This is a genomic window from Nocardia vinacea NBRC 16497, assembly GCF_000308835.1.
GTDB classification, from domain to species: Bacteria; Actinomycetota; Actinomycetes; order Mycobacteriales; family Mycobacteriaceae; genus Nocardia; species Nocardia vinacea.
On sequence record NZ_BAGN01000129.1, the window covers coordinates 1 to 19,642 of the forward strand.

Here is a 19,642-nt window from a genome sequence, read left to right on the forward strand (position 1 = left end):
GATCAACAATGCCTTCGCGATTCCTCCGATGAACCCGATCACCGAGATCGAGATCGACCACCTGCGCACCGTGAACGAGACCAATGTGTTCGCGCCACTGCGCCTTTCGGCCTTGTTCGCCGACGCGCTGGCGGCCTCGCGCGGCTCGATCATCATGCTCAACTCGTGCGTGTCCTACAGCTCGCAACCGGAGTACTCCGGATACAAGCTGTCCAAAGGCGCACTGCAGCATCTGGCATCGTCGCTGGCCACCGAGCTCGGCCCGCGCGGCATCCGCGTGAACAGTGTCGCGCCGTCCTACGTCTACGAGGACATCAACAAGGCCTACTTCGACTGGCTGGCCGGCCAAGCCGGAGTCACACACGCCGACATCTACCGCGAGAAGGCCGCACCGACCGATCTACAGCGACTGGCCGGGCCCGAAGAAGTCGCCCGCGCCACGCTGTTCCTGGCCAGCGATCTGGCCACTGCCGTCACCGGGCAGATGCTGACCGTCGACTGCGGCGAGTTCCACCGATGAGCACAGGAGCAACCATGAAGAAGCGAATCGTCCTGTGGGGTACCGGCGTCGTCGGCTCGATGGTGCTGTCGGAAATCCTGCGCCACCCACGTTTCGAACTGGCCGGCGTCGGTGTCAGCAACCCCGACAAGGTCGGCAAGGATGCCGGGGACCTCTGCGGAGCGCAGCAAACCGGTGTCCTGGCCACGGATTCGGTCGACGACCTGATCGCATTGCGCCCCGACGCGGTCGTGCACTACGGCCCCACCGCCCAGTTCGCCGACGAGAACATCAGGGTCATCGGCGCATTCCTGCGCGCCGGTATCGACGTGTGCTCGACGGCCATGACACCGTGGGTGTGGCCCGCCATGGACAAGACCCCTGACCTATGGCGTGATCCCATCACCGACGCGTGCGCCGAGGGCGGGGCATCCTGCTTCACCACCGGCATCGACCCCGGCTTCGCCAATGACCTGTTCCCGATGACCCTCATGGGTCTGTGCGGTGCGGTGGAGTCGGTACGGGCGTCGGAACTGCTCGACTACACCGACTACGAAGGCAACTACGAATTCGAGATGGGCATCGGCCATCCGCCGGAATTCCGAGCGCTGCTGGAATATCCGGACCTGCTGATCATGGCCTGGGGCCCGACGGTGCCCATGATCGCCAGCGCCGCGGGCATAGAACTCGACGCCATCACCACTACCTGGGACAAATGGGTGACTCCCGAGGATCGCCCATCGGCCAAGGGCATCGTGAAAGCAGGCACCGTCGCCGCCATCCGATTCACCATCAACGGCGTCTACCAGGGCCGTGAGGTCATCACCCTCGAACACGTCAACCGCATCGGCCGAGACGCCGCACCGCACTGGCCGGCCGGCACCCGCGACGACGTCTACCGTGTCGATATCGTCGGCTCGCCCTCCATATCCCAGGAGACCCAATTCCGGTTCACCGACGGTTCCGGCCGCACACCGGCCGTGGCGGGCTGTCTTGCGACGGGCATGCGCGCGCTCAACGCCGTACCCGTGGTCAACGAGCTGCCGCCCGGCTGGGTAACCGCACTCGACCTGCCACTGATTCCGGGGGCGGGCACGATCCGCTGAGGGCAGCGCCCTCGCCACCGGAACCCATCCCGCCACGATGGCAGGAGAATTCATCCGTCTCTCAATGGGACACGAATCCGGTGATAACGTCCAGATCGTTGGCACCGAGCCACCGCCGGATCGAGTCCGTTTCACCCGCGCATCGAGGTCTTCAGACCGAGTCACCTTTCACAACTGCCCACTGGGCGACCGGCAATTGCGGCCGCCAGGTCGTGAACTTGCCGAGGGCTTCGGCCCGGTAGATTTGAAACTTCCGCAGTTCACCGCCGTGCGCGGCGGCCCAATTCAGTAGCAGTGCTTCGGATTCCGCCGTCACCGCATTCGCCACCAAGCGGCCGCCCTGGCGTAGATGCGACCAACATTTCTCGAGTACGCCAACTTGAGTGAGCCCGCCACCGATAAATATTGCGTCCGGAGGCGCTGATTCGGTAGATTTTCCGATGTCGGTGAGTATTTCTCCACGCACACCGACATGTGGAACACCAAGGGCGGCGGCGTTGTCGGCGATCTGCCGCCGCCGGTGTTCGAGTCGCTCGAAGGTGACCGCGCGACAGCTCGGATGCGTGCGGCACCATTCGATCGCGATACTGCCTGAACCCCCGCCGACATCCCACAGCAATTCCCCGGGCGCGGGTGCCAGCGCGGCCAGCGTCATTGCCCTGATTTCGGATTTGGTGAGTTGACCGTCACCGCCGAAGAGCTCATCCGCCAGTCCGGGCACACGCGTCGCCCGCAGGTGCTTCGGGTCGGCGACGCAGTCGATCGCGACCATATTGAGCGGGTCCCCCGCCGCGAGTTCCCACCCCACCGCGCGATCGCGTACGACCCGTTCGCGCGGGCCGCCCAACTGCTCGAGCACGATCAACGTCGACTCACCGAAACCATTGTCCCGCAACAGTTCCGCCAGCCGTCCCGGTGTGTGCTCGTCCGCGCTCAGCACCAGCACCCGCCGCCGGTCCGCCAACTCGGGCAACACCGTCTCCACCGGCCGCCCCACCGCGCTCACCACCGGAGTTTCCGCCAACGCCCAACCCAGCCGTGCGCATGCCAGCGATGCCGCTGATGCCTGCGGAAATACCCGCAGGTGATCCGCACCGAGGAGCCGTGCCAACGTCACCCCGATGCCGTAGAACATCGGATCCCCGCTGGCCAGCACACCTATCTGCCGACCGGTATGGTCGGCGAACAAACCGGGCAGTGCAGGGACCAACGGTGAAGGCCACTCCCGCCGCGCCACCGCAACATCCTGTGGAATCAGCTCGAGCTGCCGCGCCGATCCGAATACCACTTCGGCATCCGAGACTGCTTCGCGCGCAGCCTCGCCGAGCCCGCTCCACCCGTCGGCACCGATACCGACGACAGCGATCGGCGGCCCACTCCACTCCGCACCGCTGTTCACCGCGGCATCCGACGCCAGATGGGTTGGGGCAGTAGGCGGATCGCGAAGATGACCGGACGCAGGATGCCGGGTACCCACACCCGGCCAGCACGACGACGCAGACCGCGCACAACCGCCTCCGCCACCTGGTCGGGGGTGCTGGACATCGGGGCGGGGTCCATGCCCTCGGTCATCCGGCCGATCACGAACCCGCAACGCAGCAGCAGCAGGTGCACACCGCTGCCGTGCAACGCATCCGCGAGACCGCTGGCGAATCCGTCGAGACCCGCCTTCGCGGAACCGTAGACGTAATTGGCTCGCCGCACCCGCGCACCCGCGAACGAGCTGAATACGACGAGCTGCCCGCTGCCCTGTGCGCGCAGCAGATTCGCCAGGATGGTGAGCACGCTGATCTGCGCGACGTAATCGGTGTGCACGACCGCGATCGCATGTGCCGGATCACGTTCGGCCCGCGCCTGATCCCCGAGCACTCCGAATGCGACCACCGCGACCCCGATCCCCCCGTACTCGGCCGCGATCTTCTCCAACAGCGCGGGATGACTCGCCGTATCGTCCGCATCGAATTCGACGGTATGCACTGCCGTCGCCCCGGCTGCCGCGACCGCCGCACTCTCCTGCGTCAACTCTGCGCTGCGCCGCGCCGCGAGAATCACCACACGCCCTGGCGCCAGCCGCCGCGCCACCTCGAACCCGATCTCACTGCGGCCCCCGAGTACCAGCACCGGCCCCTCGGCAATTCCACGCGATCCCATGCCGCCAGTCTTTCACCCCACCCCGCTATGCCGATCCGCCAGGTCAGACGATCTCGAGCTGATAGGAAGCCTCGACCCAGAAGCCTCCCGGCTCATACTCACCGCCGAAGGTGAGGATGTAGTCGCCGCGGAGCAGGTCGTCCAGCCTGCACCAGAGCCCCCAGGCCGTCGCCTTGAAACGGCCGGTCACCTGGAACGGGCCGCCGGCTGCCGCGTTGACGGGAAATGCCGCGCGGTTGGTCACTTCCAGCAGCGGTAATGCGACACCGTTCAGCTCGGCGTGGCCGCTCGCCGTCGGTACCACCGGAGGTCGGCTGCCGAATTGGAAAAACGACCTTTCGACCTTCTGGAAGATATTGAAGGCGGGAAAGAAGATCGGGCGGCCGTAGGGCACGGTGCAGCTTCGGCTGACCTTGCCGCCGAACGTTCCGGCGAGGAACCAGACATCGTCGGGCTGACCTTCGGCCGCGCAGGCTCCGGTCTCGTCGCAGACCGGATTCTTGGCGATCGGAATCGACATCGCCCACTGCCACCATCGAGCGGCCAACTGGACGTCCGTGCTCTGCATCCCTGAACCCCTCGATTGTCGATCTCGGCGCTCAGAATATCCGAGCACGCACGAAACACCGAACTGACCAGTCCGTACGGGAAGGGGCGACCCGGTACGTGCCGCTGCCGGGCGGCCCGCATACCGCTACGGTCAGGAGATGCCGACCAGCACCGCACAGCTGTCCACTGCCGCACTCGAATTCGTCGCCGAGCGACACCTCGCGACCTTGACCACCCTGCGCGCCGACGGCACGCCGCATGTGGTCGCCGTGGGTTTCACCTGGGATCCGGAAGCCGGGATCGCACGAGTGATCACCAACAACGGCTCGGTGAAGGTGCGCAATGTGCGGCGCTCCGGCTACGCGGCAGTGAGCCAGGTGGACGGAATCCGCTGGATCACCCTGGAAGGCCCGGCAACGGTGCTAGACGATCCGGACAACGTCGCAGAAGCGGTCGACCGCTACGCGGGCCGCTACCGAGTCCCCCGCGAGAACCCGACCCGCGTGGTCATCGCCATCCAAGTCCAGCGCGTACTCTCCAGCAGCACCCTCGCCCACACACCGGACTGAACCGACCGACGACCTCACCTGGCACCCGAGTCGTTGCGCCCCAGGGTATTTCGCCGCTTCTCAGAGCACCGTCAACCCATGCGGCCGCTGGTTCATCGACTCGCAGCCGTCTTCGGTGACCACCACGATGTCCTCGATCCGTGCGCCCCAATCGCCGCGGAAGTAGATGCCGGGTTCGATGCTGAAGGCCATGCCGGGTTCCAGGACCAGGCTGTTGCCTTCGACGATGTAGGGCTCCTCGTGGACCGACAGGCCGATGCCGTGGCCGGTGCGGTGGACGAAGGCGGGGCCGAAACCGGCTTCGGTCAACAGGTTTCGCGCAGCGGCGTCGACGGATTCGGCGGTGACACCGGGGCGGACGGCGGCGACGGCGGCGGCTTGGGCGCGCTCGAGTTCCCCGAACTGCGTGGCCACGCTCGGCTCGGGCGCACCGAGGACGTAGGTGCGGGTCGAGTCCGAGTAGTAGCCGGGGTCGACCGGGCCGCCGATATCGATCACCACCACATCTCCGGCTTCGATGCGACGGTCGGAGACACCGTGGTGCGGGTCGGCACCGTGCGGACCGCTGCCGACGATGACGAACGCCGCCTCGGTGTGCCCCTCCTCGACGATCGCCGCCGAAATATCCGCGCCGACCTCGGCCTCGGTCCGCCCGGCGCGCAGGAATTCACCCATCCGCGCATGCACCCGATCGATGGCCGCACCGGCACGACGCAGAGCCTCGATTTCGGCCTGGTCCTTGATCATTCGCAGTTCCCGCAGCACCGGCGTGGCCGAAGTGGGCAGTCCGCTGACGGATTCGGCCAGCGGCAGCAGATGCAATGCCGGCATGACATCGGTGACCGCGACCCGGGAGCCGACGTGCAACGACGACTTCACCAGCTGATACGGATCGACACCGTCGACCCAATCCAGCACCTGCAAACCGAGTTCACCCGCCGCCGAACCCTCCAGCGACGCCAATTCCAACTTCGGAATCACCACCGACGGCGTGGCGCCATCGGCCGTGATCACCAGACAAGTCAGTCGCTCGAAAGACTCCGCCGCCGATCCGATGAGATAGCGCAGATCCGGCCCCGGCGTGATCAATAGTGCGTCCAGATGAGCGGCGCGCATCAACTGCACCGCCCGCTCGAGTCGATCACCGTAGACATCCGCCGCGAATCGGGACTCCGTGTGCGAGCTCATACCGTCCGACGTTACCCGTCAGCGACATCAACCCGAATGCGAATACCGATCACCCGAGGTTGTCGTTGCGGACAGGTAGCCTCAGCGGCGTGAACACTGCGACTTCCGGTGGGCCCCTGCTGTTGCTCGATGGCGCGAGCCTGTGGTTCCGCGCGTTCCACGCGATTCCGGAGAAGATCACCGCATCCGACGGTCGATCGGTGAACGCCCTGCGCGGCTTCACCGATATGGTCGCCTCGCTCATCACCAAGCACAAGCCGACCCGGTTGGTCGTCTGCCTGGACCTGGAATGGCGCCCCGCATTCCGGGTGGCGCTGGTGCCGACCTACAAGACCCACCGCCTCGACACCACCGCCGATGCGGCACCCGGCGCCGAGGACGTGCCGGACACCCTGACCCCGCAGGTCGAGATGATCCTCGACGTGCTCGCTGCGGCGGGCATCGCCACCGGCGGCGCGATCGGACTCGAGGCCGATGATGTGCTCGGCACCCTGGCCACCCGCGAACGCACCGATCCGGTGGTGGTCGTCAGCGGCGACCGTGACCTGCTCCAACTCGTCCGCGACGATCCGGCACCGCCGGTGCGCGTGCTCTACGCCGGTCGCGGATTGGCCAAGGCCGAATTGTTCGGCCCCGCCGAGGTGTCCGCGAAATACGGTGTGCCACTGGAGAATGCGGGTCCTGCCTATGCGGATATGGCGACCCTGCGCGGCGACTCCTCCGACGGCTTGCCCGGCGTCGCAGGTATCGGCGAGAAGTCCGCCGCGATGCTCATCTCCCGCTTCGGCTCCCTCGACGCGCTCACCGCGGCCGTGGACGACCCCGCAGCCGATATGGCCCAGGGCATCCGCGCCAAACTCCGCGCCGCCGAGACCTATCTGAAGGCTGCCGCTCCGGTCACCCGTGTGGTCTGCGACGCCGATGTGGAGCTCTCCTGCCCCGACACCCTCCCCACGACCCCCGCCGACCCGGACCGTCTCCGCGAACTGGCCACCGCCTACAACGCGGAAAGCCCCATCACCCGCCTGATCGCCGCACTGACCGCGGCGTACTCGGCGTGACCGCACCGATCGTTACGCGCAAGCACGAGGCCTCGCATACCCAGTAACGACCTCGCATAGGTCGCAGCTTGTCCGACGCCGTCACTACCTCTGCGCCACCAGGCGGAAGCTCGGCGGTGTGCCGCCACGAATCCTGAGCGGCGGCTTCGTCGTGCGGCTCCCGGCCGAGGAAGAAGAAAACGTGTTTCGCGCCTGCACGCCGCGACACCGCCGGCCGCCCGATCGACAAAGAGCCGGGAACCAGGGACCCGGCACGCCGTACTCGACTCAGTAGTTGGAGCTACCCGGGCAGAAACTGGTCGCCGCGCGAAGGTATCCGCGCTCGACCACCAGGCCCGCGCAGCGGGGCCGCCCCACCGACGCCCGCTCGCCGACCTGCCGACCGAAGAACCGTCAGTTCGGGCGGCCGACCTCGTAGGTTCCGTCGTCCTTGGTGATCTTGACGGTGACCTTCTTCTGCTCGCCGCTGACCTTCAGATCACAGGTGAAGGTCGCGTCGACCTCGACCTGCTGGCCGGAGGGGCAGGAGACATCGGCGACGTCTTGGATTCCGTAGGAATCCGAGAGCACCTTCTTGACGCCGTCCTGAACGGCGGCCTGGTCGAGTTCGTCCTTGCTGGTCAGCACGAGCACCAGCACCACGATGGCACCGATGACGGCGAGCGCGAGCACGCCTAAGCCGATGAACAGGCCCTTGCTCTTGCCGCCACTGCTCGGCTGCGGGGTCTGCTGCTGCCACGGCTGCTGCTGTCCCTGCTGCCAGGGCTGTTGTCCCTGCTGCGCCGACCAGTCCTGCTGGGTCGGCTGCTGCCCCCACTGCGGCTGACTCGGCTGGCTGGGCTGAGGCTGGCCCCACTGCGGCTGGCTGGGCTGGCTCTGCGGATTCGGCTGGCCCCACTGCGGCTGACTCGGCTGGCTCTGCGGATTCGGCTGACCCCACTGCGGCTGCTGCGCGTTCGGATCGCCCCACTGCTGGGTCGGCTGCGCCTGCGGGGTCCCACCCCACTGCTGGGTCGGCCCGGCTGCACCAGGTGCCTGCTGTCCACCCCACTGCTGGGTGGGATCATTGCGTCCCTCCCCGGGACCAGGGGCGTCGTTCGGTCCGTACGGGCCGCTCATCTGATTGCCTCCACTCGCATCGTTATACACACGGTAGCCCCCCGCGTGAGACTCGTCGCACAACAGGATCAATCCGGTATAAGGTGCGATCCTGTCCGACTCCTCCGCCACGGTCGGTACGCGAAAGAAATCAAATCACAATCGAATCGGCTACGCGGCGTCCACGGCTACGACACCCCGCCGGATCGCGCGGACGGCCTTGGCCGCGGTCCCGGCGATCTCCACATCGTCGGCGGTTCCGTGGATCTGATCGAGCAGATCGATCACCTGTCGGCACCACCGCACGAAATCGCCCGCGGACAGCGGCGCGTTCTGATCGCCGCTGGCCAGCAACGATTCGGCCAACCCATCGCCGCGCGCCCATTTGTAAACACCTGTCACGAAACCGAGATCCGGTTCACGGGTGGGCGACAACTTGTGCCGTGCCTCATCGGAGCGCAACTCGCTCCACACGCCGACGGTCGCGCCGACGGCACGGCGCATCGGTTCGGTCGGCCCGCTGGCGCCGAGATAGCCGCCCTCCTGGCGGGATTCATAAACCAGAATGGAAACCACCGCCGCCAATTCGGCCGGACCGAGCCCGCGCCACAGCCCCTGCCGCAGGCATTCGGCGACCAGCAGATCGCTTTCGGCGTAGATCCTGGCCAGCCGACGTCCGTCGGCGGTCACTTCGCCCGCGTCCACGAACCCGCGCTCCTCGAGCAGGCCGAGGATCCGGTCGAAGGTGCGCGCCAGCGAATTGGTGGTCGCGGCAACCTTCTGGCGCATCGTTTCGGTTTCGCGCAGCAGCCGGTTGTAGCGCTCGCCGACCCGGCTCATCTGCTCGCGATCGGGCCGCGCATGCGCTGGATGCGAACGCAGACTGCGCCGCAATGTCGACAGCTCGCGGTCCTCGCCCGCCTGCGAACGGTCACCCCGCCGCGGCCGGCCCGGCGCCGAGATCCCGGTGCTGCGCAACGCCGACGCCAGATCGCGCCGAGTCCGTGCCGTGCGGTGATCGATCTTGCGTGGCAGCCGCATATGCCCCAACGTCTTCGCGGGCACCGGGAAATCGGCGACCGATACCCGACCCGCCCACTTGTCCTCGGTCAGTACCAGCGGACGCGGATCCCCCGGCGTGGCATCCGGCTCCAGAATCACCGCGAGCCCGGCCCGCCGCCCGGACGGAATGGCCACCACATCGCCGCGCCGCAGGGACACCAGCGCGTCGACCGCGGCCCCGCGCCGATCGGCCCGACTCTGCTGCGCGATCTGACGCTCGCGCTGCTTGATCCGCTCGCGCAGGGAAATGTATTCCAGGAAGCCGCCGTCCTCGCCGCCGAGCTGATCGCGCAACTTGCGCAACTGCCCCTCATTGCGCTCGATCCCACGCACCAGCCCCACCACCGACCGATCGGCCTGGAACTGCGCGAAAGACCGCTCCAGTAGCGCCCGCGACTCGTCCGCGCCCATCCGATCGATCAGATTGATCGACATGTTGTAGCCCGGTCGGAACGAACTGCGCAGCGGATAGGTGCGGGTGGATGCGAGACCGGCGACCGCACTGGTATCGACCTCGGGCTGCCACAGCACCACCGCATGGCCCTCGACATCGATCCCGCGCCGCCCGGCCCGACCCGTGAGCTGCGTGTACTCCCCGGGCGTCAGCTCGGCGTGCGACTCGCCGTTGTACTTGACCAGCCGCTCGAGCACCACCGTCCGCGCGGGCATATTGATGCCCAAAGCCAGTGTCTCCGTGGCGAATACGGCCCGCACCAGACCACGCACGAACAATTCCTCGACGGTATGCCGGAAGGCGGGCAGCATACCCGCGTGATGCGCGGCCAGGCCGCGATGCAGCGCCTCGCGCCACTCCCAGTAGCCGAGCACCTCGAGATCGCCCTTGGGCAGATCCCCGGTGTGCTTCTCGATGATCGCGTCGATCTCTCCGGCTTCGTCGTCGCGGCTGAGATCCAGTCGCGACCGCAAGCACTGGGCAAGCGCCCCATCGCATCCGGCCCGACTGAAGATGAAGGTGATCGCGGGCAGTAGCCCTTCCTCATCGAGCTTGGCCAGCACCTCCGGCCGCGGCAACGGCCGGAAGTTGCGGTTGCCACCGCGACCGCGCGGTCCACCCCAGCCGTTCATCCGGTCCGCCGCCTCACGGTGGCGGATATAGCGCACCAGATCCTCGTCGACCAGGACCTTCTGCTCGCTGGAGTTGGTATCGAACAGATCGAACATCCGCCGCCCGACCATGACGTGCTGCCACAGCGGCACCGGGCGGGTCTCGTCGACGACCACCGCGGTATCGCCGCGCACGGTTTCCATCCAGGCGCCGAATTCTTCGGCATTGCTGACCGTCGCGGACAGGCTGACCAGCCGCACATCCGGGGGCAGATGCAGGATGACCTCCTCCCAGACCGCGCCGCGGAAGCGGTCGGCGAGGTAGTGCACCTCGTCCATCACCACATATGACAGTCCGCGCAGCGCGTCCGAGGAGGCGTAGAGCATATTGCGCAGCACCTCGGTGGTCATCACGACCACCGGCGCATCCGGGTTGATCGACTGGTCACCGGTGAGCAGTCCGACCTGGTCGCGCCCGTGGCGATCGGTCAGGTCGGCGAACTTCTGGTTCGACAGCGCTTTGATCGGTGTGGTGTAGAAACACTTTCCGCCCGCTGCCAACGCGAGGTGCACCGCGAATTCGCCGACGACGGTCTTACCCGCGCCGGTCGGTGCACAGACCAGCACGCTGTGCCCGCCCTCGAGGGCTTTGCAGGCATTGCGTTGGAAGGGATCCAACCCGAAAGTCAGCTCGGCGGAGAACTTTGCCAGCTCGCCCGCCTGCGACTGGTGATACGTCACGGTCAGAGGGTATCGGAGTAGTCCGACACCGGTCGCGCCGATTTCTCCGGGGCCATGACCGAATCGGCGGGGTTGATCGGCTCGGGACCGGAGATCGTTGAGGCTTCCTCATCCGAAAGTGCCGCCAATGCGTCGGCCTCCCGACGTGCGCGCCGCCTGTCATTGATTCGGGAGAACTGGATGGCGACCTCGAACAGCACCGTCAGGGCCAGCGCCAGTGCCAGCATGGAGAACGGATCCTGCGGGGTCACGATCGCAGCGAAGACGAAGAGCCCGAAGACGATTCCGCGTCGCCACTTGGCGAGCTTGTCGTAGTGCAGCACTCCGACCAGATTCAATCCGACTACCAGCAGCGGGATTTCGAAGCTGACACCGAAGATGACGAGCAGTTGGATGATGAAGCTGAAGTATTGCGTACCGCTCAGGGCGGTGATCTGCGCGTTGTTGCCGATATTCAGCAGGAAGCTCAACGCGTGTGCGACAACCCAATACGCGAGCACGGCGCCGGTCACGAACAGCGCGCTACCGGAGGTGACGAATCCGACCGCATACTTGCGTTCCTTCGAGTACAGACCGGGCGTGATGAAGCCCCAGATCTGATACAGCCACACCGGAGCGGCCAACACCACGCCCGCCGTCATACCGACCTTCAATCGCAGCATGAACTGCTCGAAGGGCGCGGTCGCCAGCAGACGGCAGGCGCCGTCGGTGGTGAGCACGGCTCGTGACGAGGCGGGCAGGGAACAGTAGGGTCCGGTCAGCAGCGATCCCAGGCTTTCGATGCCGAAGATCGTGTGCGCATACCAGAAGAAGCCGAACAGCGTGGTGACGAGGACCGCGGCGATCGAGACCAGCAGCCGACGGCGCAGCTCCTGCAGATGCTCGACCAACGACATGGTGCCGTCGGGATTCGTCCTGCGCTTACTGCGCCGGGGATCGAACGGGATTCGCATGGTGGTGTGTTGGCCCCTGGGGTCGGAGGTGCCCGCAGCGGTCGGCGGGCAACAGCACTAGGCCCGGAGCGAGTTTGCTACTCACCCCGGCGGCAAGGCTGGGCTCAGAGCGACTTCGGCTGGGCCTGGGGCTCGGCCTGCGGCTGCGCGACCGTCGGCTGGACGGCCGAGGCCTGCGGCAGTTCGGCGGCCGGTTGCTGCACCGGTGCTGCACTGGCCTGTGCGCTGCTGCTCTCGTTCTGCATCTGGCTGACTTCGCTCTTGAAGATGCGCAGCGAGCGGCCCAGGCTGCGGGCGGCATCGGGCATACGCTTCGCGCCGAAGAACATCACGAAGACCGCGGCGATGATCAGCCAGTGCCAGATGCTCAGACTGCCCATAATTAAACCTCCAAAGAATGTGGTAGCTCCGATGCTACCGGACTATGACATGCGAGAACGCCCGCGTCGGTGCGCTCCCCCGCCTCCCCGAGCCCTTTGCCGGACGTAAGTACGTCGATAGTTTCATACCGGGCCGACGGTCGGGCGGTGTGCTCATTTCTGGGCGTACCCGACGAGTTACCAGTGTCCTCCCCAAACGCACAGCCCATGGCCATGGGGCCGACATCATCGTGTGTTCTGTGGCCAATTGCCATCTAGTCGTCGAGAATTCGGCCTGCCACTTCCGAAATTCGATGCGATAGACCGACCAGACGATCGACGGCACAGACTCGCCGGGCGATTCAGTGGTTAGCTGGTGTTCCTCCTGCCGTAGGTGGCGGGACTGGGATGCAGACTCAACCGGCAACGGTAATCGGGAGCCGCTCGAGGCCTCGAGCCCAGATCGTCGGCCGCCAGGTCAGTTCGTCCTCTCCGATCGCCAGGCCGAAATCGCCTAGTCGTGTGAGCAGCGTTTCGAACGCAACCTCGCTCTCCACAATGGCGAACGGTGCACCCAGGCAGTAGGTGATGCCGCGGCCGAAGTCGAGATGCTCGGCATTGTGCGGCCGATCCAACCGAAACACCCCAGGGTCCGGAAACTTTTCGGGGTCGCGGTTGGCAGCACCGAACAGCGCGACCAGCGACTCGCCTGCGGCCAGGTCCACGTCTCCCAACCGAGTCGCCTTCGCGGTCTGCCGCGGAACATAGGTGACCGGCGAGTCGTACCGAAGCGTCTCGGTGACAACATCGGCGACCCGCCCCGACTCCCGGCGCACCGCCTCGAGTTCTCCGGGATGCCTTAACAACGCAAGCAGTCCGTTGCCGACGAGGTTGGTGACATTCTCGTGCCCCGCGATGAGCAGCGTCACCGCAAGGCTGATGAGTTCGCGCTCGCTGAGCCGCTCACCCTGCTCCTCTGCGTTCAGCAGTTCGCTGAGCAGATCCTCACCTCGGTGCCTGCGTCGCAACGAGATCAGGGCGAGAAAGTAGCCCTTGAACAAGGCGGCCGCCTCGATACCCCGCGCCCGAACCTCGTCCGAGAGGACGAAGTCGACGGTCGGAGTGATGTCATTGGTCCATGAGCGCAGCATCTCCCGATCCTCCGGCGGCACCCCGAGAATCTCGCACACCACCTGCAACGGCAGCGGGTAGGCGAATTCCGAGAGGACGTCGATGGTGTCGCCGCCCCGGGCCACAGCCTCGTCGAGGAGTCCGGCCGCCAACTCCCGCATCCTCGGTCGCAGCCGCTCGGCTTTCTCGCGCGTGAACGATCCCGCGACCAGACGCCGCAACCGGGTGTGATCGGGTGGGTCGAGCGCGAACATGAACCGGCCCATCACATCGTTCAGGCTGTTCTGTCCGAAATTTCGAGCCAATACATCGGCGAAGTCGCCGCGCACGAAGGTCCGGTGATCGCGCAGCAGCTGATCGATATCAGCAAACCTGGTGAGAAATCGCAGACCGTTGATACCGCGATGAGCCGGATCCAGCGTACGGAGCCGGTCGAACCACGGGTAGGGATCTCTGATCACCTCCGGTCGCGCCGGATCGAACTCATCCAAGCGCGGATCAAAGTCCAACGCCGCCAAAATACCTGTCACAGCAAACCTTTCCCACATATATAGCTGCGGAGCCAGGCGCACGGATTCCTGTCGAACGACGGCCGATCAGCTACCCGCAGACCTCGGTAAATGATCCCCCAGGCAGCGCATTCCCGCAGTGCAGCCACATCGGACCGTGCACGATGCTCGTGTAGGAGGTGGGCCAGCACGCTAAGGATGGCGGTGTGTACACGTCAAGACCCACGTGTGGCGGATAAATCACCCTGCGTGACGCAGTTGCCAAGGCCTCTGGGTTTCTGCGAAACCGGTTGGCCCGCACCGAGATCGGCGACCGCAGACGCGATGGCTCGACCAGCCGTGAACGCGCCGATTTCGATGAGGCCGCGACGCAAGGCCCGTCGACTCCAGCTCGAGAATGAGATATTGCTCGAGGCCGCAGCCTATTTCGCGCGGTCGAACCCGCGGGGCCGCGCAGAGCGACCGCGCACGACATGCGCTGCAGGATCAGTGTGCGGCAGAGTCCGGACCGTCAGCCCCGGTGGGACCGCCGGGCGGCCAGGACAGGTCGGCGATGCATGCCTTCTATAATCGGGACGGTAATCCCGGTTGGATGGAAGTCGGAAGGACTCTCATGCGCGCCGACGCCATGCGTAATCGCGAGCGCATCCTGGAGGTGGCATTGGAGACATTCGCCGCCGATGGCCTCTCCGTGCCGGTAGCCGAGATCGCCCGGCGGGCCGGTGTCGGCACGGGGACGGTCAGTCGACATTTCCCGACGAAGGACTCGCTGTACGAGGCAATCGTCCGGCACATGGTGACAGGGATCGTCGACAAAGCCCGAGAGTTGGCCGCGACCCGTGATCCAGGCAGCGCGTTCTTCGAGTTCTTCGCCCTCATGGTCGAGCAGACGGCGATGAATCGCGGCCTGTCCCAGGCGATGAGCGGGACCGGCTTCGATGTCGACGCCGTGGCCTTCGCCCCCGAGCACAACCTGCTGACCGTGAAAGACGAGTTGCTCGCGGGCGCCCAGAAAGCCGGAGCCGTGCGGTCGGACATCACGCGTGCCGACGTCAAGGCTCTCATGGTTGGCTGCCTCGCCCGGGAACAGCAGGGCCACGACCCGGATGCCCGCAAGCGCATGATCGATGTGGCATGCGCGGGCATGCGCGCCCAGCGGTAGCGGCGTCGGCCCTACTTGCCTTGCGCGGCCTTGGACACATGCGCCCACTCGGACCAGGTTTGCAGGCGCTGCCGATAAGCCGCAGGTATCCACTGGGCGGGCTCGTCGCCGAAAAAGACGCGCAGTGGCGGCTGCTCGGCGTCGACGACCTGCAGGATCGCCGCACCGACACCCTCGGGTCCCGGCGCCTGCACGCTCGCCCCTCGTTGGTGCAGCGACGCGTGCATGGCTTTGTAGGCGTCCATGGGGTTCGCGGTGAAGACCGCCGCGTTGTTGAAGTTCGTGGCGAAGGCGCCGGGTTCGATCAGCGTGACCTTGATGCCGAGGGGCGCGACCTCCTGGGCGAGCGCTTCGCTCAAACCTTCCAACGCCCACTTCGAGGCACTGTAGCCCCCCGCGCCCGGTATGGCGGCCAGGCCGGCGGCGGACGAAATCTGCACGATGTGGCCGCCCCCCTGCGCGCGAAGGACCGGCAGTGCCGCTTGAGTGACGTGGAGCACACCGAACAGGTTCGTCTCCAGTTGGTCGCGCAGTTCCTGCTCGCCGATCTCCTCCACGGCACCGGCAAGGGCGTAACCAGCGTTGTTGACCACCACATCCAGCCGACCGAACCGTTCCTTGGCCGCCGCGATCGCCTCGAACACGTGAGTCCGATCGGCAACATCCACACGCAGCGGCAGCACCGCATCACCGAAACGGTCGACCAGGCCGGTCAAAGCGCCCACGTCTCGGGCCGTGGCGGCGACCTGGTCGCCGCGTTCCAGAGCAGCGAGGGTGAACTCGCGACCGAAGCCGCGCGACGAACCGGTGATGAACCAGACCTTGCTCATGACGTGTAAGCCTCCTGTGTACGGAACGACCAACAGCTACAACCGGGATGGCCGTCCCGAATCACTATATGAGGCAACCCCTCGCCTGGCCATCATTTCTTCGAATATTGGATAGAATTTATCTAATATTCGATAAATGCCAACATTGCTCGGTGCCCCGTACGTAGAAGCAACAGGAACGCGAGCCAGCGGCGGTCCGGGGATCGCAACACCGACCCCGTCATGAAGGCCATGCGATGCTCGCCTACACCTCCGAGACCAGACCACTCAGCGCTGCCGCCGGGCGGCAGGGTGTCTTCCGCGAGATCGCACGATGGGCAAGCGGCCAAGCAAGACAGCGGAACCATCCCGCCTACAACTGATAATCGGCTTCGATCACCAACCGGGCCGCCCGAAAACCGCAGGTCGTACCCGTTCTCATGTTCGACATGCCCCGCCCCGCCATAAAGTTCGGGCCGATTGACCAACGCCCGCAGGGCATAGCGATCCCTCAGACGGGATACGCACCCACGATGACCAGGCGTTTCCCAGTTGCCCATATTTTGCGTGCCCGGTTGACGTCAACCAACGAATCCAAGCACGCCAACGCTAGTAATCGATATCACAGCCATAACTGGGCAGAATTTCAATGTATCCGCAGCTCAGATGCTTACCGAACCAACGACACTCAACGCTGCCAGTTGACAACGACACCCATCGCACCCTAGTTCGATGTGAGTACATGGAGTTGCCAGTGTGCTCCCTAAACGCATCGCCACTGGTCATGGTGCCGACAGCCCCGTGTGTTGTGTGGCCAATTGCCATCTAGTCGTCAAGAATTCGGCCGACGTGTGTAGGGCGGTACAGAATGACGCCGTGTGCTGGTCTCCCCCGGTCGGGCCGGGCTGGTGGCGGTCTGCGGTGTCGCCGGGAACCCACCCGAGTTCACGCGGAGCGGCCGGGCAACGTTGGTACCGCAAGCAGGTGCAAGCCAGACGTCGGACGGCTCAGTACCCTCCAGAACGTCTAGCCCGGATACTCGGCCCGATGGAAGAGGGGGCGGATTCGCGCGGCAAGCCGAAGGTCTGCCCGATCCCGCCGACGGCCGATGAGTCCGGTGCCTGCTCCGGCGAGACGATGTAATGCCGCTCCGTGATGCCCTCACGAGAACGCCCCAACTGCTTCGCGGCCGTTTTCGAATCCGACGCCTCAGCGACCAGCGTTGCGGCCTGATACGGATAGAAGCCGGTCACGGCTCGATCTGGATCAGCGCACACTCCGACGAACGGGTAACTCGCTTATTCCGTGAGCGCAATGGAGCCGCGGTGGGATCGGCCCGACCAGTCGGCGGTGCGGGCTCCGGTGCGAAGGGGCTCCGGTGGCGGCAGTGGGTTCCCGCCAGTGGGCGCCAGGCCTTCGAACAGGAGGGTGAGGTAACGCCGCCAGCCGTCGCTGCCGGGATCCATGGTCCACAGCGTGTTGGTCAGCATGGACATGATCCTGGGCAGGTCGTCGGGCACGAGGTCGGCGCGAAGCGTGCCTTCGTCTTGGGCACGCCGGGCGAGCAGGACCAGCGAATCGAGGAATGGGGTGTAGGCCGCCGCATCCAGGATGCCGGCGTTGCGCGCGGCTGCCACGGTGTTGAACTCGCGTGCAACCATGCTCATCGCGGCTTCCATCACGCTGAGAAGGCCGGCCAGCGGATCGTCTTCGGCGAGTGCGCGTTCGGTGGCGGGAGCGAGTTCTTCGGTGATGCTTTGGTTGATGGCTGCCCGTACCAGGTCCGACTTGCTGGGGAAATGGTTGTAGAGCGTCCGGATCCGTATGTCGGCGCGGCGGGCGATCTCCTCGAGCGGCGCATCCGGGCCGAGCTCGGCGAAGACCGCGCGCGCCATCCGCACGATGCGCTCGGCGTTGCGTGCCGCGTCGGCGCGCACCCGGGGCTCGGTGTCGTTGTCCATCACGCCATCTTAGCAACATGCAGTCATGTGCAAGTTGTGTTACCTTTTAACGAACGAGAGAATTTGCATTCGACTGTAAAATATTGCGGGAGGCGGAGATTCGATGAAGGTGAGCGTCGAGGCCGACAAGTGCGTCGCGGCTGGTCAGTGCGTGTTGCTGGCGCCGGAAGTTTTCGACCAGCGCGAGGAGGATGGCGTCGTCATCCTGCTGGACGAGACGCCCGCGGCGGAGCGGCACGCCGCTGTCCGCGAAGCGGCCATGCTGTGCCCGGCCGCGGTCATCCATCTGGCCGGGTGATGAACCGCGTCATGATCGTCACCTCGTTGCCGGTCGCAGCGGCGACCGCTTGACCTGCATCTCGCCATCGACCAGTCCCGAAGATCTTGCGCGCCAGGCGCGTTCATCTGCACCGATGCCGTGTGGGGTGCCGCACACCGCCGCCTCCACGCTCCGAAAGGATTTTTATGACCACCACTGAACTCCCGATTTTCCCCGCCGACCGGGACGCCCGCTGCCCGTTCGACCCCGCTCCCGAGTATCGGGAATGGCGCGAGGGGAGCGGTCTGCGCAAAGTAGATTGGCAAGGACGGGCCATGTGGGCGGTGAGCCGCCATGAGGATGTCAAGCTCGTGACGACCGACCCGCGGATCAGCTCGCAAGTCCCCCCGCTGCCGGGCGGCATCACCGAAGTCAACGGCGGCAAACTGCCCAAGATCTTTCCCCGGATGGATGACCCGGAGCATGCCGTGCTGCGGCGGATGCTGACCAAGGACTTCACCGTCAAGCGGGTCAACGCGCTGCGCCCGGAGATCGAGAAGATGGCCAACGACTTCATCGACACGATGGTCGCGGGTGGCGGCCCGGCCGATCTGGTCCAGGCCTACGCGTTGCCCATTCCGTCGTTGGTGATCTGCCACCTGCTCGGTGTGCCCTACGAAGACCACGGGTTCTTCCAAGGAACCACCGCCGTGTCGATGCGCCGTAATGCCACCGTCGAAGAGAGGCAGCAGGCGCTCGGGAAAATCTTCGGCTACATGAACGAACTCGTGGGGCGCAAGGAAGCCGAGCCGGATGACACCTTGATCGGCCGCCTGGTTCGGGAGTACCTCCCGACGGGGGAACTCGCCCGCGACACCATCGCGATGAACGGCATGATCTTGCTCAGCGCCGGCCACGAGACGACCTCCAACATGATCGCCCTGGGCACCCTGGCTCTGCTGCAGAACCCGGATACCTTGACTCGGGTCCGGGACACCGACGATCCCCAGGTGGTCTCGGGCGCGGTCGAGGAACTGTTGCGGTACCTCACGATCGCACACAGTCTCATAGTGCGGGTGGCCAAGGAAGACATCGAGGTCGGCGGCACCCTGGTCCGCGCCGGTGAAGGGTTGATCCTCAACTTGCCCGCCGCCAACCGGGACCCGGCCTTCCTCGAGGATTGCGACACCTTCGACATCGATCGCGACAACCGCGGGCATATGGCCTTCGGTTACGGTGTCCACCAATGCCTCGGCCAGACCCTTGCCCGCGCCGAACTGGCGATCGCGCTGCCCATCCTGCTGCGCAGGCTGCCGAACCTGCGCCTCGCCGTACCCTTCGAGGAACTCCGGTTCAAGGGCGATATGAGCATCTACGGCGTCCACGAACTCCCGGTCGAGTGGTGACCGA

General features: G+C 65.7%; 18 protein-coding genes. 7 read left to right on the forward strand and 11 right to left on the reverse strand.

Annotated elements, in window-relative coordinates:
- Together ON44_RS17840 and ON44_RS17845 are read left to right on the forward strand one after the other, a co-directional pair.
- Window positions 1–520, forward strand: a 520-nt coding sequence (locus ON44_RS17840; RefSeq protein ID WP_040691458.1) for an SDR family oxidoreductase, incomplete at its 5' end; no start/stop codon positions are given.
- Between the two features lie 14 nt (window positions 521–534).
- Window positions 535–1,605 (forward strand): NAD(P)H-dependent amine dehydrogenase family protein, encoded by a 1,071-nt coding sequence (locus ON44_RS17845; RefSeq protein ID WP_085998556.1) that lies wholly within the window; start codon window positions 535–537, stop codon window positions 1,603–1,605.
- A gap of 151 nt (window positions 1,606–1,756) precedes the next feature.
- On the opposite strand, the gene ON44_RS17850 is transcribed toward ON44_RS17845, so the two are convergent.
- The 3 genes from ON44_RS17850 to ON44_RS17860 are packed head-to-tail and all read right to left on the reverse strand — an operon-like array spanning window position 1,757 to window position 4,324.
- Window positions 1,757–3,004, reverse strand: coding sequence for a bifunctional cobalt-precorrin-7 (C(5))-methyltransferase/cobalt-precorrin-6B (C(15))-methyltransferase (locus ON44_RS17850; protein WP_040691463.1), 1,248 nt, complete (start codon window positions 3,002–3,004; stop codon window positions 1,757–1,759).
- A complete protein-coding gene (dprE2, locus tag ON44_RS17855; RefSeq protein ID WP_040691464.1) occupies window positions 3,001–3,756 on the reverse strand; it encodes a decaprenylphospho-beta-D-erythro-pentofuranosid-2-ulose 2-reductase in 756 nt (251 codons plus the stop codon). Before dprE2 ends, ON44_RS17850 begins: the two co-directional genes overlap by 4 nt.
- 43 nt (window positions 3,757–3,799) lie before the next feature.
- Window positions 3,800–4,324, reverse strand: coding sequence for a hypothetical protein (locus tag ON44_RS17860; RefSeq protein WP_040691465.1), 525 nt, complete (start codon window positions 4,322–4,324; stop codon window positions 3,800–3,802).
- 139 nt (window positions 4,325–4,463) lie between these two features.
- Between ON44_RS17860 and ON44_RS17865 the strand changes: the two genes are divergently transcribed.
- Window positions 4,464–4,874 carry a PPOX class F420-dependent oxidoreductase gene (locus tag ON44_RS17865; protein WP_040691466.1) on the forward strand — a complete coding sequence of 137 codons (411 nt, stop codon included), beginning with the start codon at window positions 4,464–4,466 and terminating at the stop codon, window positions 4,872–4,874.
- Between the two features lie 60 nt (window positions 4,875–4,934).
- On the opposite strand, the gene ON44_RS17870 is transcribed toward ON44_RS17865, so the two are convergent.
- A complete protein-coding gene (locus ON44_RS17870; RefSeq protein ID WP_040691469.1) occupies window positions 4,935–6,062 on the reverse strand; it encodes a M24 family metallopeptidase in 1,128 nt (375 codons plus the stop codon).
- An 89-nt stretch (window positions 6,063–6,151) separates the two neighbouring features.
- On the opposite strand from ON44_RS17870, the gene ON44_RS17875 reads away from it, so the two are divergent.
- Window positions 6,152–7,123 (forward strand): 5'-3' exonuclease, encoded by a 972-nt coding sequence (locus tag ON44_RS17875; protein ID WP_040691472.1) that lies wholly within the window; start codon window positions 6,152–6,154, stop codon window positions 7,121–7,123.
- Window positions 7,124–7,516: 393 nt separating this feature from the next.
- Here the strand turns inward: ON44_RS17875 and ON44_RS17880 are convergent, their stop codons facing one another.
- The 5 genes from ON44_RS17880 to ON44_RS17900 form a co-directional block, all read right to left on the reverse strand.
- Window positions 7,517–8,242 (reverse strand): DUF4333 domain-containing protein, encoded by a 726-nt coding sequence (locus ON44_RS17880; protein ID WP_040691578.1) that lies wholly within the window; start codon window positions 8,240–8,242, stop codon window positions 7,517–7,519.
- Window positions 8,243–8,392: 150 nt separating this feature from the next.
- Window positions 8,393–11,095, reverse strand: coding sequence for a DEAD/DEAH box helicase (locus tag ON44_RS17885; RefSeq protein WP_040691474.1), 2,703 nt, complete (start codon window positions 11,093–11,095; stop codon window positions 8,393–8,395).
- Window positions 11,092–12,042, reverse strand: a complete 951-nt coding sequence (gene tatC, locus ON44_RS17890) for a twin-arginine translocase subunit TatC (protein ID WP_040691475.1) — start codon at window positions 12,040–12,042, stop codon at window positions 11,092–11,094. The genes ON44_RS17885 and tatC overlap by 4 nt, the downstream gene beginning before the upstream one ends.
- A 104-nt stretch (window positions 12,043–12,146) precedes the next feature.
- A complete protein-coding gene (tatA, locus tag ON44_RS17895) occupies window positions 12,147–12,422 on the reverse strand; it encodes a Sec-independent protein translocase subunit TatA (protein WP_040691476.1) in 276 nt (91 codons plus the stop codon).
- Between the two features lie 395 nt (window positions 12,423–12,817).
- Complete coding sequence (locus ON44_RS17900) at window positions 12,818–14,062, reverse strand: cytochrome P450 (RefSeq protein WP_157187206.1); 1,245 nt, start codon at window positions 14,060–14,062, stop codon at window positions 12,818–12,820.
- A 592-nt stretch (window positions 14,063–14,654) separates the two neighbouring features.
- Here ON44_RS17900 and ON44_RS17905 point away from each other — a divergent pair.
- Window positions 14,655–15,203 carry a TetR/AcrR family transcriptional regulator gene (locus ON44_RS17905; RefSeq protein ID WP_051182147.1) on the forward strand — a complete coding sequence of 183 codons (549 nt, stop codon included), beginning with the start codon at window positions 14,655–14,657 and terminating at the stop codon, window positions 15,201–15,203.
- An 11-nt stretch (window positions 15,204–15,214) separates the two neighbouring features.
- On the opposite strand, the gene ON44_RS17910 is transcribed toward ON44_RS17905, so the two are convergent.
- Together ON44_RS17910 and ON44_RS17920 are read right to left on the reverse strand one after the other, a co-directional pair.
- A complete protein-coding gene (locus ON44_RS17910; RefSeq protein WP_040691477.1) occupies window positions 15,215–16,033 on the reverse strand; it encodes an SDR family NAD(P)-dependent oxidoreductase in 819 nt (272 codons plus the stop codon).
- Between the two features lie 1,277 nt (window positions 16,034–17,310).
- Entirely contained in the window at window positions 17,311–17,973 is a 663-nt protein-coding gene (locus ON44_RS17920) for a TetR/AcrR family transcriptional regulator (protein ID WP_063721585.1), read from the reverse strand.
- Between the two features lie 103 nt (window positions 17,974–18,076).
- On the opposite strand from ON44_RS17920, the gene ON44_RS17925 reads away from it, so the two are divergent.
- Both ON44_RS17925 and ON44_RS17930 read left to right on the forward strand, forming a co-directional pair.
- Window positions 18,077–18,271: a ferredoxin gene (locus tag ON44_RS17925; protein WP_040691482.1), complete on the forward strand. Its 195-nt coding sequence runs from the start codon at window positions 18,077–18,079 to the stop codon at window positions 18,269–18,271.
- A gap of 167 nt (window positions 18,272–18,438) precedes the next feature.
- Window positions 18,439–19,638, forward strand: a complete 1,200-nt coding sequence (locus ON44_RS17930) for a cytochrome P450 (protein ID WP_040691484.1) — start codon at window positions 18,439–18,441, stop codon at window positions 19,636–19,638.
- The last annotated feature ends 4 nt before the right edge of the window (window positions 19,639–19,642 follow it).